Annotated in this window: 15 protein-coding genes; 6 read left to right on the top strand and 9 right to left on the bottom strand. The window is 63.0% G+C overall.

The window, feature by feature from the left end:
- Positions 1–65 precede the first annotated feature (65 nt).
- Together AB5K84_RS14270 and AB5K84_RS14265 are read left to right on the top strand one after the other, a co-directional pair.
- Positions 66–1,022, top strand: a complete 957-nt coding sequence (locus AB5K84_RS14270) for a heme-binding protein (protein WP_110116864.1) — start codon at positions 66–68, stop codon at positions 1,020–1,022.
- A gap of 17 nt (positions 1,023–1,039) precedes the next feature.
- Positions 1,040–1,996 (top strand): alpha/beta fold hydrolase, encoded by a 957-nt coding sequence (locus AB5K84_RS14265; protein ID WP_110116865.1) that lies wholly within the window; start codon positions 1,040–1,042, stop codon positions 1,994–1,996.
- A 93-nt stretch (positions 1,997–2,089) separates the two neighbouring features.
- Here AB5K84_RS14265 and AB5K84_RS14260 read toward each other — a convergent pair whose 3' ends face one another.
- The gene (locus tag AB5K84_RS14260; protein ID WP_162603708.1) at positions 2,090–2,230 is read right to left on the bottom strand and encodes a hypothetical protein; all 141 of its coding nucleotides are present in this window, start codon (positions 2,228–2,230) and stop codon (positions 2,090–2,092) included.
- Between the two features lie 248 nt (positions 2,231–2,478).
- Between AB5K84_RS14260 and AB5K84_RS14255 the strand changes: the two genes are divergently transcribed.
- Complete coding sequence (locus tag AB5K84_RS14255; RefSeq protein ID WP_162603709.1) at positions 2,479–3,465, top strand: helix-turn-helix domain-containing protein; 987 nt, start codon at positions 2,479–2,481, stop codon at positions 3,463–3,465.
- Between the two features lie 316 nt (positions 3,466–3,781).
- Here AB5K84_RS14255 and AB5K84_RS14250 read toward each other — a convergent pair whose 3' ends face one another.
- The 4 genes from AB5K84_RS14250 to AB5K84_RS14235 form a co-directional block, all read right to left on the bottom strand.
- Positions 3,782–6,103 (bottom strand): molybdopterin guanine dinucleotide-containing S/N-oxide reductase, encoded by a 2,322-nt coding sequence (locus AB5K84_RS14250; protein WP_162603710.1) that lies wholly within the window; start codon positions 6,101–6,103, stop codon positions 3,782–3,784.
- A gap of 212 nt (positions 6,104–6,315) precedes the next feature.
- Entirely contained in the window at positions 6,316–7,365 is a 1,050-nt protein-coding gene (locus AB5K84_RS14245; RefSeq protein ID WP_110116868.1) for an Ldh family oxidoreductase, read from the bottom strand.
- A 2-nt stretch (positions 7,366–7,367) separates the two neighbouring features.
- Positions 7,368–8,249 (bottom strand): alpha/beta hydrolase, encoded by an 882-nt coding sequence (locus tag AB5K84_RS14240; protein WP_110116869.1) that lies wholly within the window; start codon positions 8,247–8,249, stop codon positions 7,368–7,370.
- 78 nt (positions 8,250–8,327) lie between these two features.
- Positions 8,328–9,230 (bottom strand): VOC family protein, encoded by a 903-nt coding sequence (locus AB5K84_RS14235; protein ID WP_028175707.1) that lies wholly within the window; start codon positions 9,228–9,230, stop codon positions 8,328–8,330.
- A gap of 23 nt (positions 9,231–9,253) precedes the next feature.
- Between AB5K84_RS14235 and AB5K84_RS14230 the strand changes: the two genes are divergently transcribed.
- Together AB5K84_RS14230 and AB5K84_RS14225 are read left to right on the top strand one after the other, a co-directional pair.
- On the top strand, positions 9,254–9,547 hold the full coding sequence (locus AB5K84_RS14230; protein ID WP_162603711.1) for a hypothetical protein: 294 nt from the start codon (positions 9,254–9,256) through the stop codon (positions 9,545–9,547).
- A complete protein-coding gene (locus tag AB5K84_RS14225; protein WP_028175709.1) occupies positions 9,540–10,271 on the top strand; it encodes a GntR family transcriptional regulator in 732 nt (243 codons plus the stop codon). The genes AB5K84_RS14230 and AB5K84_RS14225 overlap by 8 nt, the downstream gene beginning before the upstream one ends.
- 147 nt (positions 10,272–10,418) lie before the next feature.
- On the opposite strand, the gene AB5K84_RS14220 is transcribed toward AB5K84_RS14225, so the two are convergent.
- Positions 10,419–11,306, bottom strand: coding sequence for a branched-chain amino acid aminotransferase (locus AB5K84_RS14220; RefSeq protein WP_110116870.1), 888 nt, complete (start codon positions 11,304–11,306; stop codon positions 10,419–10,421).
- A gap of 653 nt (positions 11,307–11,959) precedes the next feature.
- Here AB5K84_RS14220 and AB5K84_RS14215 point away from each other — a divergent pair.
- Positions 11,960–12,832 (top strand): acyl-CoA acyltransferase, encoded by an 873-nt coding sequence (locus tag AB5K84_RS14215; protein WP_171463801.1) that lies wholly within the window; start codon positions 11,960–11,962, stop codon positions 12,830–12,832.
- Between the two features lie 37 nt (positions 12,833–12,869).
- Here the strand turns inward: AB5K84_RS14215 and AB5K84_RS14210 are convergent, their stop codons facing one another.
- The 3 genes from AB5K84_RS14210 to AB5K84_RS14200 are packed head-to-tail and all read right to left on the bottom strand — an operon-like array spanning position 12,870 to position 16,680.
- Positions 12,870–14,234: a cytochrome P450 gene (locus AB5K84_RS14210; protein WP_171463802.1), complete on the bottom strand. Its 1,365-nt coding sequence runs from the start codon at positions 14,232–14,234 to the stop codon at positions 12,870–12,872.
- A complete protein-coding gene (metA, locus tag AB5K84_RS14205; RefSeq protein ID WP_110116872.1) occupies positions 14,231–15,379 on the bottom strand; it encodes a homoserine O-succinyltransferase MetA in 1,149 nt (382 codons plus the stop codon). The genes AB5K84_RS14210 and metA overlap by 4 nt, the downstream gene beginning before the upstream one ends.
- Before the next feature lie 26 nt (positions 15,380–15,405).
- Positions 15,406–16,680 carry an O-acetylhomoserine aminocarboxypropyltransferase/cysteine synthase family protein gene (locus AB5K84_RS14200; protein ID WP_110116873.1) on the bottom strand — a complete coding sequence of 425 codons (1,275 nt, stop codon included), beginning with the start codon at positions 16,678–16,680 and terminating at the stop codon, positions 15,406–15,408.
- Positions 16,681–16,702: the final 22 nt, after the last annotated feature.

The following is a 16,702-nucleotide window of genomic DNA, read 5'->3' as shown; positions in this document are numbered from 1 at the left end:
CATCTCGGGAGGCGCCCGCGACGGCGCCTCCCGACGCCGCGATATTCCTCGGAGAGGACACGATCATGGACCTGCTTTCCTATGCGAAGACGATCGCAGAGCGCATCGAAGCGGAGGCTGCCCGCGCCACAGTTCCGATGGCGGTTTGCATCATCGACATTCACGGCAACATCATTCTCAAGCACCGTATGAGCGGCGCGCCGACCTTCTCGCTCGAGCTGTCGGAGCGGAAGGCCTATACGTCCGCGCTGGTGGGGCTGCGAACGGCGGAGCTCTCTCCGATGGTCCAGCCCGGACAGGCGCTGTTTCCCCTGATGGGAGTTGCGGGCGGACGCTTCTGCTCGATGGGCGGCGGCGCGCCGCTGCACATCGACGGACAGCTCGTCGCCGGCGTCGGCATCAGCGGCGGGACCGTCGAGCAGGACGTCGACATCCTCGAGGCGGGGCTTCGCGAACCCGCGGCCACCGATACGGTCGATATGAAGATCGAGGTCGTCGTCCTCCCGGTCTCGGACGTCGAGCGCGCCAAGCGCTTCTATGCCGACCTCGGCTGGCGGCTCGACATCGACTATCAGGGCCCAAGCAATTATCGCGTGATCCAGTTCACGCCTCCCGGCTCGGGCTGCTCAGTCATTTTCGGCAGCAACCTCACCATTGCTGCTCCCGGCTCCGTGAAGGGGCTCCATCTCATCGTGTCCGACATCGAGGCCGCATGCGACGACCTGTGCCGTCGCGGCATCACCGTCGGCGAGCCGTTCCACGACCCCGGCGGCATATTCCATCATGCCAGCGTCCAGGACCTTGCCGCCGGCCCGAACCCGCAGCGCAAGAGCTACGCCTCCTACGCCTCGTTCAGCGATCCCGATGGCAACGGCTGGGTGTTCCAGGAGATCACCGCGCGGCTGACGGGACATATCGAGGACGGCGACGAAAGCTTTACGCCCGAGCTCACGGACGTCGTGCGGCGGGCCGAAGCTGCCGCGCGCGCGAGCGCCGGAGCGGGCGATCGCGCCGCGGCCTGACATCGGAGCGACGACATATGAGCATTCCAGCCACCCTCGCCCTCTCTGCCGCCCTTGCCTGCGCGACCGTGCAGGCCTCGGCGCAGGAGCTGCGGTCGAGCCGGCGCTCGATCAGCTATCACAACGTCGAGATCCGGGGCCTCAAGATCTTCTACCGCGAGGCCGGGCCGGCCGACGCGCCGACCGTGCTGCTGTTGCACGGCTTCCCCTCCTCCTCGCGGATGTGGGAGCCCCTGCTGCCGCTGCTGGCCGACAAATATCACCTGATCGCACCGGACTATCCCGGCTTCGGCAACAGCAGCGCGCCGCCGCCGTCCGGCTTCGCCTACACGTTCGACAATATCGCCGGCGTGATCGGCGAGCTCACGGCGAAGCTCGGCCTGAGCCGCTACGTGCTGTTCATGCAGGATTACGGCGGCCCCGTCGGCTTCCGCATGGCGCTGGCGCATCCCGAACGTACCAGCGCCATCATCATCCAGAACGCCGTTTCGCATGAGCAGGGGCTGAGCCCGCTCTGGGAAGCGCGTCGCAGATACTGGGCGGATCCGGCGCACGAACTCGAGGCGCTCAAGGCCAACTTCACCTCTCTGGAGGCGACACGCCAGCGGCACCTCGGTTCCAGCCCGCGCCCGGAACGCTATGATCCGGATACATGGACCGACGAATACGCGTTTCTGACGCGCCCGGGCCAGGCCGAGATCCAGACCGCGCTGTTCCTGGATTACCGGACCAACGTCGCGTCCTATCCCAAATGGCAGGACTGGCTGCGCAAGACGCGGCCACCGACGCTGGTGGTTTGGGGCAAGTACGATCCATCCTTCGCCGTCGCCGGCGCCACGGCCTATCGCGACGATGTTCCGGAGGCGGAGGTTCACATCCTCGAAGCCGGTCACTTCGCGCTGGACGAGGCGACCGACGAGATCGCGTCGCTCGTCCGCGACTTCCTTGCGCGACTGGACGGACACAAGGGCTGAAGACGAAGGCAGGAGGCGCCGACGGCTTCCGCCGGCGCGGCTCTCGACGTCATGATCCACTGCTGCGGGAGCCATGTCCTGCCGAAAGCTCGTTCACTTCTCGCTCATCCTGACGACCACCTTCACCGCATCGAGACGCGCGGCGACCATATCGAGCGCCGAGGCGATGTCCAGTGAACGCCGAGCGCGAACCTCACACCGGTGGGTCGATCGCCACATCAGGTCCGGCGCCATCCTCGCGCCACGCCAATCGGCGCAAAGACTTGAAACATCTGAGAAAGTCGACCTCTCTGCGACGGGCTGTCACACCATGTTCGCGCACACAAAATCTAACACATCCTAATCATCACTAACGGGCTTCTTGTCCGGCTCACGCCTATCCTCTGAGCATGGAAAACCTTCTCGAAAGCCTTGTTGAAAGCTTTGGGCTTGGGGGTTTGCCGGTCGCCGCCAGCGGCCGCGATGCCAAGAGAGGACGAGCGATGTTTACCGACTTGCAGGCGGCGCCTGCCTGGATTGAACTTCAGGCCGAGCCGCGCGATCACCAGCTCCGCCAGGCAGCACAGGCGATCCCGAGGGAACGCGGGTGGCGCCGGATCGACCGCGGCCCGGAGGCGGCGATCGAGGACATCACGATTTCGCGATGGGAGGATTTCAGAGACAGCTCTTCGCACGACGCGACGACGCCGGAGGATCGCTACTTCGTCGGAATTGCCCTGAAGGCCACGCGTGCGAAATTGACCCGTGACCGCCAGGTCATTTTCGACGGCACCATGCCCGCAGGGACGCTTTATGTCAGCGCACCGTCGAAGCCTCTCGCCGCACAATTCCAGGCGCCTTGCGCTTTCCTGCACTTCCATATCTCCGCCGATCATTTCCCGGCGCAATCGCCTGCCGCGGAAGGACTTGGCGACCTCGTCCTGCTGCGCGACCCGCTCGCGGCCGAGCTCGCCAGGGCGCTGACCGAGCATGGCGATGCCGCGGACCGGGAGTTCACACGCTGCGTCGGCCAGACCCTTGCGATGCATCTGGCCCGGCTGGAGCCGCCGCGTGCCAGGGTCAACGCCTTGCCGAAATGGCGGCTGCGGCGCGTTGAGCAATATATCGCGGACAATTTCGACCGCTGCATCAGCCTGTCCGAACTCGCCAATGTCGCCGGCCTGTCCAGAATGCACTTTGCAGCACAGTTCCGCGCCGCGACCGGCTACCGTCCGCGCGAATATCTGCTCAATCACCGGATCGAGAATGCGAAGACGCTGCTCGCGACGACCGGGCGGCCGCTGGCCGAAATCGCGCTCGCCGTCGGGTTCAGCACCCAGGCGCATTTTTCGACCGTCTTCAAGCGCATCAGCGGCCAGTCTCCGGCACGCTGGCGCCTCGCCAGCAAGGCCGAGCCTCTCGCAGCGGAAGCGCTGCCGCGGCGCCGTCCTGCTGCAGACAGGGACTGGATGGCCAGCGCGGCCGCGTAGCTCGTCCTTTCGACACGACAGGCGACATGGCGTTGCGGAATACGCGTCTGGTTTGGTCTGCAACGTTTCGAACGTAGTGCCCTGCCACTTGTGCCGGCTCGCGCCCTCGTCCTCCCGGGCCTACGAGCCACTCGGGGCCGTCCCTGCTCCCACACAGGACGGCCCCTTTTCTTTGTCTGTTGACGGGGATGAAGTTGCGCTCACAGCCTCCACATCGTCATCGCGAGCGCAGCGAAGCAATCCAGACTGCCACCGCGGAAAGACCCTGGATTGCTTCGCTGCGTTCGCAATGACGGGGCAAGGGGCGAACGCCCCGCTACACCGGATCGAACGCCCGGATCGGCGGCAGATTGCCGGTGAATTTCTCCACCTCCACCGTCGTCAGCTGCCCCGTGCAGCCCTGCGCGAAGGACGAGGTGCCGACGTCGCGGGTGAGCACGTTCGGATTGCCGTGGACGCAGAGCGGCGCGTCGTCCTCGGGGTCCATCGGGTCGTACCAGGCGCCGGTCGGGAGCTGGACCACGCCGGGCGCGATGCCGTCGGTGACGTGGACCGCGGCGAGGCAGGCGCCGCGCTCGTTGAACAGGCGGATGATGTCGCCGTCCTTGATGCCGCGCGCGTCGGCATCAACGGGGTTCATGCGCGCGACCTCGCGGCCGCGATGCTTGGCGCCAAGCGAATGTCCGCCGAAATCGAGCTGGCTGTGCAGGCGCGTCACCGGCTGGTTGGCGACGAGGAAGCATGGCGCACCGGGCTTGGGCATGTCGGTCTTGTCGAGCCAGACCGGATGGCCCGGACAATCCGGATCGCCATGGCCGGCGATCTTCGTCGAGAAAATCTCGATGCGGCCGCTCGGCGTCGGCAGGGCGTGAGCGACCGGGTCCTCGCGGAAGCGGCGCAACCGGCCGCCGTCGTCGGGCTGCTGCGGCACGACCAGGCTGCCGCGCTGCCAGAATTCGTCGAAGCTCGGCGCTTCGAGGCCGCGCTTGGCGAGCGAGGCGCGGGTCGGCTCGTAGAGATGTTTTAGCCACTCCCGCGACGTGCGTCCTTCGGTAAAGGGTTCGCGCGCCCCGAGACGCTCGGCAAGATCGGCAAAGATCTCGTAGTCGTCGCGCGCGAGGCCAAACGGCTCGGCGATCCGGTGCATCGCGACCATGAGGGGATCGTTGCTGGAATAGCCGATGTCCTCGCGTTCCAGCGTCATGGTCGACGGCAGCACGATGTCGGCGTGGCGCGCCGTCGCAGTCCAGGCGAGCTCGTGCACGACGAAGGTATCGAGCTGCGCAAAAGCCTTGCGCAGGCGGTTGATGTCCTGGTGGTGATGGAAGGGATTGCCGCCGGCCCAGTAGACGAGGCGGATATCCGGATAGGTGCGCGTCTCGCCATTGTAGCGATAGGTGGCTCCGGGATTGAGCAGCATGTCGGCGATGCGCGCGACCGGGATGAAATCACGGACGCCGTTGCGGCCCTGCCCGAGCGTCGGCCCCGGCACGTCGTTGACGCGGCGGCCGTAATAGCCGATCGCCCCGAGCGAATAGGCGTAGCCGCCGCCGGGCAAGCCGATCTGGCCGAGCGCTGCCGCCAGCACCATGCCCATCCACACCGGCTGCTCGCCATGCTCGGCGCGCTGGAGCGAATGTGAGACGGTGATGAGCGCGCGCTTTCCGGCAAGGCGACGGGCGAGCGTGCGGATCGTGTCCGCGTCAACGCCTGAGACCGCGGCGGCCCACTCGGCGCCCTTCGGCTGGCCATCGCTCTCCCCGGTGAGATAACGCAGGAAGACGGGCCACCCTTCGGTGTAGCGATCGAGGAAGGCCTGATCGTGCAGGTTCTCGCTGACCAGCGTGTGGACGATGCCGAGCATCAGCGCGGTGTCGGTGCTGGGCACGCACGTCATCCATTCGGCACCGGCCTCGACCGGCAGGTCTTCACGCAGCGGGCTGACCAGGATGAACTCGCAGCCGCGCCGGTGCGCCGCCGCCATGGCGCCGCGCTCGACATGCTTGCTGATCGAGCCGCCGGCCACCATGGAGTTCTTCAGCGCCATGCCGCCGAATGCCAGCACGATGTCCGTCTCAGTCGCGATCTGCTCCCAGGTGACGTTGCGCTTGGTGATGTCTTCGTAGCCCGCGAGAATCTGCGGCAGCAGCACCGAGGAGGCGCCCGAGGAATAGGAATTCACCGAACGCACATAGCCGCCCATCGCGATATTGAGGAAGCGATGCACCTGGCTCTGCGCGTGGTGGAAGCGGCCCGCGCTCGACCAGCCATAGGAGCCGCCGAACACGGCGCCGGGCCCGCGCGTGTCGCGGATGCGGCCGAGCTCGTCGCCGAGGAGGTCGAGCGCCTTCTCCCAGCTCACGGAGACGAATTCGTCGCGGCCGCGGCGATCGTCCGGACCGGGACCTCGCTCGAGCCAGCCGCGGCGAATCGCCGGCTGGGCGATGCGCGCCTGGTGCCGCAGTGCGCCGGGGAAATTGTCGATGATGCCGTTCGGATCAGGATCGCCCGCATAGGCCCTGACCTCAAGGCCGGCTGCGCCGTTGCGCGCCGAGAACACGCCCCAATGCGAGGTGTGCGGCTTGAAACCGTCGGACAGGTCAAGGCCGGGGTCGGGGAAGCCAATCGTATCGTCCATCATCTGATCCTTGTTCCGGTACATGGTGGCAGTATACCGATCCACGTCCCGATGTCGTCGAGATCAGGGTTGACGGAAACGCTGGGCTCCCGCGCGCAACGCAGGCAGGTGGGGATGCGTGACGGAACGGTCGGCGACGGATCGCCAAAACACGCGATTTCACGCCGATAAGGGCGACCAGGTCGGCCCGGGGTGCGCCCGAGGGTCCTCGACTAGGCAACGCCTTCGGGCACCGCCACATTCAGTTTCGAGGCGAGCGCCAGCAATCGCGAAACAGTTCCCCGCGCGAGCGGAATCCCCGCGCGCGACCGTCTTTCCATTTCCTCAAAGCCGCGCTCGCCCGGCAGGTATACGCTGTCCACCCCGGCCGCGGGCGGCAGGCTCTTGATCGCCGCGCCGAGCCGATCGACTTCAAGGGTGAAGTTGTCGCCGAAGGCTGACGGGTCGAGCACAGCCACCAGACCGTTGCCGCCTGGATCGCCGCCGTGGACGAGCGCCACGGCGATGAGTGGGTTGGCCGTCAGGACGCTGGCGAGAACCTCTATCATCAGAGAGAGGCCCGAACCCTTGGGACCGGCCATCGGAAGGACCGCTTTTGCTTCGCGCGGGTCTGTTGTCGCCTGGCCATTCCCATCGACAGCCCAGCCAACCGGAATCGGCTGACCGGCATCCCTCGCAGCCATGATCTTTCCGAGCGCCACCGATGCCGTCGACATGTCGAGGAGCAAGGGACGATCGGGATTGCCGGTCGGCGCGGCAATCGCGATCGGGTTCGTTGAGACGCCCTCTGCGCTGGATCCGTGATAGATCATCAGCGGTTTCGAAGCCGTCATAACAATGCCGATCCGTCCCACCTGAGCGACCTGATGCGCGTAGTATCCGATCGCGCCGGCGTGGCTGATGGAGCGAACCGCGCACCAGCCGATCCCGTGGGTGTCCGCAAGCTCGCTTGCTTTTCGCGCAGCAAGGCTCATTCCGACGGCGCCAGGCGCGCGTTGTGCGTCGATCACCGCCACCGCGCCCTTGCCCGAAACCTGGCGCGGTTCGGCGGCGGGATTGATCAGACCAAGCTCGACCATCTCGACGTAGCGCGGGATCCGCAACACCCCGTGCGAATCGGCGCCGCGCAGATTGGCCCAGACGAGCATGGCGGCCGTCTGATCCGCCTGGTCGGCCGTGAAGCCGCCCGCCCTGAGAAGATCCGCCGCGAACGGTCGGAGCGCATCGGCGCCGATCGCGACCGTGTCTGAAGCGCCCGTCATGCTCAGGCACCGAGCGGAGACGGGAAGAACTTGTCGAGCCAGCCTTTGATGATCGCCTTGGTGCGCGGCGCATCGCCTTCGGCGAGCGGGAAATGCGAGGTGCCGGTGATCAGCACGAGCTCGGCCGGCTGGCCGGCCTTCTCGAACATGCGGATCGACTGCTCCGTCGGCGTGATCGTGTCGTTGGCGGTGTGCAGGAACAGGATCGGACGAGGCGCGATGTTGCCGACGACCTCGTCCGCACGAAAATTGTACATGCTCCACGCGGTCTCGACGGGAATCTCCATGATCGCCTTTGGCGAGAGATTCTTGCGCAGATGCTCCGGGATCGGGACGGCATCGAAGCGGGAGATCCACATGCTCTGGCCGGTGTCCTGCTTTTGCTTGCGTCCTTTCTCCAGAAGCGAGGTGAATTTTGCCCAGGCTTCGGGCGTCGGATGCTGGCCACGGAATTTCCGCTCCCCGTCGCCCCAGCCGCAGGACGAGATCACGCAGGCAAAGCGATCGTCGACGCCGGCGGCGTAGACGGAGACGGCCGCGCCGAAGCTATGGCCGACCACGCCGATCCGCCCAGGATCGACCTCTTCCCTCTCCGCAAGGAACGTCAGCGCGTTCTTGGCGTCCGCGACCTGGTCGAAGCAGCGCACCTGCGCACGTTCACCTTCGCTCTCCCCGCAGCAGCGGAAATCGAAGCGAAGCGCCACATATCCCATCTGCTCGAGCATGCGCGCCTGGATTTCGGCGTGGGATTCGTCCTTCGATCCGACAAAGCCGTGCAGGACGATGAAGGCAGGCAGCCGCTGGCCCGGCTTTCTCGCGTCCGGCACGTGCAGTACGGCCGATAGCTTGAGCCCGTCAGACCGGAAGGTGTGCTTCTCTTGCATTGGCATCTCTCTCGTAGGCTGCGACAGGGGCAGCGCGCTCACGCAGTGCGCACACGGGCAAGGCTGCCCGACTCCCCGTCAGGTGATGGCGGTGAAGGGAAAGTGGAACTGACGCCATTCGAGCGGCGCGGGCGTGCCCCAGACATTCATGCAGCGCACATTGCCCGGGCGCTCGAGATTGGTGATGACATTCGGCACGAAGCCGTCGTCGTCAGCGATGAGAGCCATCGATCCGGAGCACTCGATCATCGCGCCGCTGGAATCGGTGTAATAGGCGTAGGTGTTGTCGCCCGGCCGATGCCGGCCCGGCCCCCACAGCATCTGCCTGTCGAAGCGGTCAAGCAGGTCACCGAGCTTCAGGTAGTCGTTGAACTCCCTGAACTCGAAGGAGTAGTGGTGCAGCCCCACCTTGCCGCGAACGACGCCGACGATGTGATGCTGGCGATTGCCGCCGTACATCCAGCTCAGGCTGTCGTCGACCATGCGTTCGGATATGCGGAGGCCGCAGATCCTCTCGAGCTGCTGGCGCGTTGCAATCGGATCGGGCGACGTCAGATTGAGATGATCCATGCGGTTCGGTCCGACGCCGTGGGTCGGATAGCGCCGACCGTAGATCTGGTCGCGCGTCGGCGTATGCACCTCGAAGCGCAGCCCTTCCGGCGTGGCGAAGGTGACGCCCGCGGCCATGCAATCGAGGCTGGGTTTACGCGAGATGACGCGACATCCGGCGCTCTCGACGCGCGACTCCGCCTCGCGGACGGCATCGACGGTGAGCGCCTCCAATCCGATCGTATGGGTCGCATTCTCGTGCGACCTGAGCAGCACCAGTTCCGCCGCGCGCCCGTTGGAGCTCAACCAGGTCTGCCCCTCGTCCGTGTAGGTGATCTGCAAGCCGAGGATTTCGGTCGCGTCCCGGACCACGGCCTCGATCGCCGTGGTGTTGATTTTCACGTGCCCGACCGCATGAACGATAGGCGGCATTGCTCCCCTCCCAGGGCTCGACGATGTTTGATGTCCTGATACCGCATCAGGGCAATGCACACAAACATATTTTCGATGAAATGGTATTATTTCGAAATTATGTGACTTCGTCCGACCCTGCTCGCCGACGATGGGACCCGAAGCTGTTCGGAGAATTCGCAGCAATCCCGTCGCTTGCTGCAGGCTTCGATCCGTTCAACACCGTGGATACCGCCGTGCCAACCGGGCAATGGCAGCCCGAACTGTTTGATATTCTTTCGAAAATCGATGATACTGACTGGCAGCAGAGGGATGGCAGGACGGCGTCGGATGCGTGAGAGGGTCAAGCCAGCAGGTGAAACACGCGCGGCTGACGTGCTCCACCGGATGCGCGCAGACATCATCAGTTGCACTCTCAAGCCGGGCGCCAAGCTGCGGTTCGAGGCGCTACGGGACATGTACGCGGTGAGCTTTTCGACGCTGAGGGAGGCGCTGTCGCGCCTCGTGGCCGAAGGGCTCGTCATCGCGGAGGATCAGCGCGGCTTCGTCGTCGCGCCGGTTTCGATCGACGATCTCAACGACCTCACCTATGTCCGCGTGCTCATCGAGCGCGAATGCGTTGCGCTCGCGATCAAGAACGGCGACGACGCCTGGGAGGCGGACATCATCGGCGCATTCCACCGGATGGATCGCCTGCAGAACCGGCTCGGCTCAAATTATTATCTCTCGGAAGAATGGGGCAAGCTCCACGGCGATTTTCATTTTTCGCTTGTTGCCGCGTGCGGCTCGCCCAACCTCCTGGAGATCCGCCAGAAGCTGTTCGAACGCGCGCACCGCTACCGCCGCATGTCCTCGCAATTCCGGACCAAATGGCGCGCCAAGGATGTCGAGCACAAGATGATCATGGATTCGGTCGTCGCGCGCGATGCCGCGAAGGCCGAGGAGCTGATCGAGCGCCATATCCGCGAGACGACCGACAACGTGATCAAGCACGCAGGCCACCTCTTCGTCACATCCGACGAGGAACGCCCCCGCCGCACAAGCCGGGTCGCCGCTGAATAGGTGCCAGCAAGGACGGTCCTCCTGCTCGCCGTCACGCGCATCCCCTCACATTTCGCAATGCTTCTTGGCTCACCAGAGGGACCGCGAAAGCCATCCTGATCTGGAGTCGCGCCCTATCCTCTCGCAATGTTGCCCAGTGATGCCCTCTCACGCAGCAAGCTTCATTCCGTGGGCAAAATCCCAATACAGCTTTCGTGCCCGCGCATAAAAGCGCCCTGGCCTGAGTTGCCGGTCGTCGATCCGGATCACCGGCGCGACCTTTGCGAAATTGCCGGTCGAAAAGATCTCGTCCGCGCTGACGAAATCGGAGTAGCGCAGCGTTGCCTCCAACACCGTGATGCCGTCACCGCGCAAAAGTTCGATCACGCGCTGCCGCGTGATTCCGTTCAGGAACGTGCCATTCGGCGCAGGCGTAAAGACAACGCCGTCTTTCGCCATGAACACGTTGGAATTGCCGAACTCCGTGACGTTACCGAGCATGTCCAGCATCAGGCAATTCTGGAAGCCGCGCGAGGCGGCTTCCCTGAGCGCACGCGAACTGTTCGGATAAAGACAGGAGGCCTTGACATCGGCCGGCGCGCATTCGGCGGTCGGTCTGCGGAACGGCGACAGGGTAATCGCGCTGCCGACGGGCTCCGGGATCGGCGATTCGTAGATGCAAAGGCACCAGTCCGTCGTTTCCGGATCGAACAGCACACCGCCGCCGATGCCGTTCTGCGGCCAGTACATCGGGCGGATGTAGAGTTCGGCATTGACCGGGAAACGGGCGATACCTTCGCGCACCAGTCCGAGCCACGTGTCGAGATCGACGACCGGTTTTAGCCCGAAGTTGACCGCAGATTGATTGACGCGGGCGCAATGACGATCGAGGTCGGGCATAACGCCTTCGAAAGCGCGCGCACCATCGAAGATGGTCGAGGCGAGCCAGAGCCCATGGGTGCGTGGCCCCATGATCGGCACATTGCCCTCGTGCCACTGGCCTCGGAAGAATGTCCATGTCCTCGAATGGCTGATGGAATTGGTGGCGGAGACCATGACGAACCTCCATGTATGCGCAACGGACTTAGGTCCGTGGACCATAGCCTTCGCGGAAAGCGCCTTGCGGTCGACCGGTCCGGCCTCCGTTGCCGCAATCTCCGGGACAGCGACCGCCTACCGCCGGAACAAGGCGCGGTCGGGAGACAACCTAGCCGACCGAACCTGCCTGGTCGGGAGCGTAAAGGTGGACGTCGGAAAGTCCACGCTTTCCAGCGGGGTACCTCCGAAGTGGAGCTACTTACCCGAGCCGTGGTCAGGTAAGTTTGCAGCTGACCTTGTGGCACGCAGTGGTGGTTCGCTCGGTCGAGAGATGGTCAATGGCTCGTTCTTCCGAAAGACAGTACGTCAATGATGCGAGGGCCGTAGTCGGCTACGGAGATACGAAGGATTTGGCCTACAACGATTTGCTGGAGAAACTCAAAGCGCATGAAAGCGAGATTAGATGTGCTCGCTCAAATGAAGGCGAACTTCTTCGACCCTTTTTGTTTCCCCCGGCCGGCGTCAATTTCCGCATCTACTGGCGAAAGAGCACTGGCAAGATTCGTTGGCAGTGCTCGTGGGGCCCTGGCGTATTGGAATTCGAGTGCGCCTGTGCTCCCGAGTGCGAAAATTGAGATCACGGTCGCATGGGGTTGAGAGGTTGGTAGGCGTTGTCCTGCATCAAAATCCGTCTCATAACTGATGCCGACATCCCGGCGGCCATAGACCTGCTGACCGGCGGATATGGGTCAGGGCGCCCTCGCAGTTTCTGGGAGGATATTTTCTCCTGCTTGAGTCACCGACTACTGCCCGCAGAAGAATTGCCACGCTACGGATATGTGATCGACAGTGACGGCGAGCTTGTTGGTATCTTGCTCTTGATATTCTCGACAGTCTGGGAAAATGGCAAAGCCAAGATCCGTTGCAACGGGTTAGGCTTGTATGTTGATCCGGCATTTAGAATGTGCGCGCCACAGCTCATAAAAAAGGCCTCCGATTTCAAGGAGGCCACGGTGCTCAACCTGACGCCGGCGAAAAATACATTTCGCATGATAGAAGCCTTGAGCTACGTCAGATATTGCGGTGGACTCTTTGCCTCAATTCCCTTGCTCGGTCGAGCTAGCAAGGAGGCGCCCGCAAGGGTCGTCGATGTGCACACCAAGCTTGATGTTCGATTGGATCCACACGATCGCAACCTGCTGCTCGAGCACGCAGATTGCGGATGCATCAGTCTGTGGTGCATTACACCTCAAGATGCTTATCCTTTTGTATTTCGAATCCGGCAATTCAGCAGGGTTCCATGCGCGCAACTTGTCTATTGCCGCAGTGTGGATGACTTCGTACGCTTTGCGCGGCCGATAGGCTTATTTCTTGCCCGGCATACCTGGCATGTCGTGGTATTGCTCGACGCGAACGGACCAATTGACGGACTGGTCGGCAAATACTTCCCAGGGAAGGCCAATAGATATTTCCGCGGATCGGATCGGCCGCGGTTGGGAGATTTGGCTTATACAGAGATAGCGCTCTTCGACATCGGCCCCTGAGGCTTTCACCCTTCCCGGCGGCCGCGAGGCGCCGGGTTCACGCCCCTCCCCCGGAACTCATCGCTCGCGTCTCTGGTCCCCGCCGGCGGGTTTCATAACCATTCGCCGAAGCTCTGATCTCCGGGGTCATGACGAAATCATGCTTGCTGCGCAAGTTCACGGCAGCCTCCAGCTCGGGAGGCTTTTCTTCATCGTAGCCCAGCCGCAGCTGCCTGGCGATCATCACCAGGTGAATCTGCATTTCGAGGCGCGCAAAGATTTCACCGATGCAGTTCCTCGGCCCTACGGAAAACGGGAGCATCGTCGGCGGATGTCGTTCCTGCAAGAAATCGGGACCGAAGCGATCCGGACGGAAACTATCCGCTGCTTCCCAGAGCTTGCGGTGTCGCTGGATGTGGTAAGTGGAAATATATACTTCGGTTCCGGCAGGCACGAAATAGTCGCCAAGGTAATCGTCCTTCAGCGCCCTGCGCGTCATCAGCCAGCCGGGCGGATACAGACGTAGCGCCTCCTCGATAATGCGTCGCGTGTAGCTAAACCTCCCGAGATCATTGAGGTCAGGAAGCTCGCTCGCAGGCACATTGTCGAGCTCCCTCCATAACTTTTCCTCGACCTCCGGGTGCTGAGAGAGCAAGTACCAGATCCAATTCAGGGTGGAAGCCGTCGTTTCGTGTCCGGCGACAATCAGGGTCATCGTTTCGTTGACCAATTGGCGGTCTGGCATTATTTGGCCACTGTCCCGGTCGCGCGCTTCCATAAGCATGCCGAGCATGTCGGCGGATCTGATGTTCTTTTTCCTCCTTTCGGCGGCAACCCGGCTCACGATTTCTCCCAAAGACCTGAACTCTTTCGCAAACTCGAGGTTGCGCGCAGACTCGTCGGTCAGAATACTGAAATGCGGGCGCACGTATTCGTAGTCGGCTCCGAAGATTGCGCTGAGAACCGACTCCGCGACCATGCGGCTGATGTCGCGAGTGGCATTGACGCTCTTCTTCTCTCGAGCTCCCTGCTTCCATCTTTCAAGCAACGCCACATTGGCCGCCGTAATGACGTGACTGAACGCTCCGATCGCGTTGTGGCGGAAAGCAGGCTGGATCATCCGCCGCTGATGTTTCCAGAACTCTCCCTCGCTCACCATAAGGCCATTACCGAGGAGCCAGGCAATGCGCTTGATCGCCAGGCCTTTCTTGTAGTTCTGCCAATTCTTGCGAAGGACGTGCTCCGCGTACTCCGGAGTACTGATCACATACACGTCGGAACCGTAGACAGACGCCCTATAGATGTTGCCGTATCGTTTGAAGCATTTGCTCATCCAGCTCAGGAGATCTTGAGTTGGGCTGCAGGGCTCGTCCGGCCCTGGTGGATAAAGGTGCGCCGTTCTCGTACCTGTTTCGGACATCATACTCGTGTCCCTGACTTTGAGCCCGGCGCGTGGGGACCCCCGGATCGGACGGCGACCAACCGGTGTCGACTTTGACGGGCCGAAATTCCGGAATGCGGCCTCGTTCGGCACGTCCCGTTGGAGTGCAACGCTTTTGAGCGTTCGGCTCGCTGCGACGCCAGGTAAAGCAGCCAGTTGCGGTAGATGCGTCTGGCCGGAAGTTGCCAGCCGTTTTGCAGATCCCTTGCCAGCTGATTGGCAGGGAAATCATCGAAAAACTCCGGACGTCTGTCCAAAAGGGCCTTTCGCCGATAGGCGCCCAAGATCTCTTCTGCCTCCTCGTCCAGATAACCCGTCGGTATCGTCGGACAAACTTCGTTCTCGCCCCGGAGGAAACGGCCCATGTCCCTTCTGTATTCGCCCAGCAGGGTCTGCGTTTCGTATTCCGGGTGGCCCTGGAAATGGACGAAAAGGCTCTTCTTCTGTTGCTTGACGAAGCAATCGACACCAGCCTCCGCCGACCAGGTGAGAATGGAATATCCGCAGCTCTCGAGAGTTTCATCCTGCACCTCGTTCCAGCGGGCGTGCGGCATTCTGAAATTCGCAGGAACATCGTGCATCAACGGATGATTTCTCGTCTTCGTTTGAGTGAAGACACCGATGCATTTGGTAGGCAGCTTGTGGCGCGTAACGCCGTCCAGGTGCAGGACGGCCCCATGGACGGCCAGACAGGAAAACACCGACGACACCGTATTCTCCCGGGCCCAGTCCGCGATCTCGGCGAAGGTGGTCCAGTACGGCTCGTCCGTCAGACTGGCGGCTCTGGGTTCGGCGCCGGTCACGATCACGCCGTCGAGGCGTCTGTTCAGCAGATCGTCGGTGCCACGGTAGTATCGACGAACGTAATCGCGCCCCCATTCCGAACGGGGGGTCGCTTCCATCGTATAGAAATGCAGCCTGACGCAAAGTCGTCCGGCAGCCGCAGCCAGCAAGTCGAACAGCTGGCGCTCGGTCGACATCAAGGCCGCATCCGACATGTTGTTGATGAGCCCGATGTCGAGGCACTCCGCCCGGTTTCCCGGTGACGCCATCGCGCGGGCGCCGTTGCCGGGCGCTCTCGATAAGAGGTGGTGCTCGTCCGAGTCTACGTCGATCAAGACAGTCATGCGAGTGCCTTCATGGTTGACGAACGTCAATTCGCGGCGCAGAGGGCCTGATCGAGATCCGCGACGATGTCGTCGATGTGCTCAATTCCGACGCTCAGCCTGATCATCTCGGGCCGTACGCCGGCTTTGTCCTGTTCTTCGGCCGACATTTGCCGGTGCGTTGTCGATGCGGGGTGGCAGGCGAGCGTTTTCGCGTCGCCAATATTGACCAGCCGCTTGCAGAGCTTCAGCGCGTCGTAGAACCGCTTGCCCGCCTCGAAGCCTCCAGCCACGCCAAAAGTCAGCAGTGAACACGCCCGGCCACCCAGATACTTCTGCGTCAGCACGAAATAGGGGCTGTCGTGAAAGCCGGCATAGTTCACCCACTCGACACGGCGGTTGTTGCGCAAGAACTGCGCGACCTTTGCGCCATTCTCGACGTGCCGCTCGATCCGGAGCGCGACGGTCTCGATGCCCTGGAGCAGCAGGAAAGCGTTCATCGGCGCCAGGACGGCGCCGGTGGTCCTCTGGGAGACGGCGCGGCAACGCGCAATGTAGGCGGCGGCGCCGTAGCGCTCGGTAAAGACCAGCCCGTGGTAGGATTTCTCCGGCTCGTTCATCATCGGGAAGCGCCGGCGATGCTTCGCCCACGGGAACGTGCCGCCGTCGACGATAATTCCACCGAGCGTCGTGCCATGCCCGCCCATGAATTTCGTCAGCGACTCCACGACGATGTCTGCGCCGTATTCGATCGGCCTGAGCAGGATCGGTGTCGGCACCGTGTTGTCGACGATGAGCGGGACGCCGTGCCTGTGCGCGGCATCGGCCATCACCTGGATGTCGCAGACATTTCCGGCCGGATTCCCGACGCTCTCGCAGAACACCGCCCGTGTATCGTCGTCGATCAGCCTTTCGACGCTTTCCGGCCGGTCGTCGTCCGAAAAACGGACCGCAATGCCCTGCCTCGGCAGGATGTGCGCGAACAGCGTATGCGTGGTGCCATAGAGCTGCGGAACCGAGACGACGTTGGAGCCCATCTCCGCGAGGTTCACGACCGCATAGTTCACTGCGGCCTGACCACAGGCCACGCTGAGCGCCTCGATGCCTCCTTCCAGGGCGGCGACGCGCTTCTCCAGCACAGCGTTGGTCGGATTGCCGATCCGGGTATACCGGAAGCCGTCCACTTCAAGGTTGAAGAGCGCGGCTCCATGATCGGCACTGTCGAATGCATACGAGGCCGTCTGGTAGATCGGCACGGCAACGGCTTTCGTTGCCGGATCGCTTTCGAAGCCGCCGTGAACGGCGAGAGTCTCTCTCCTCATGGAGGCGCTCCCTTCCGCTCTC

Origin of the sequence: Bradyrhizobium sp. 1200_D9_N1_1 (assembly GCF_052075915.1) — a bacterium.
Classification (GTDB): domain Bacteria; phylum Pseudomonadota; class Alphaproteobacteria; order Rhizobiales; family Xanthobacteraceae; genus Bradyrhizobium; species Bradyrhizobium diazoefficiens.
The sequence above is the reverse complement of the archived record's forward strand: the minus strand, read 5'-3'. Positions and strand labels throughout refer to the sequence as shown.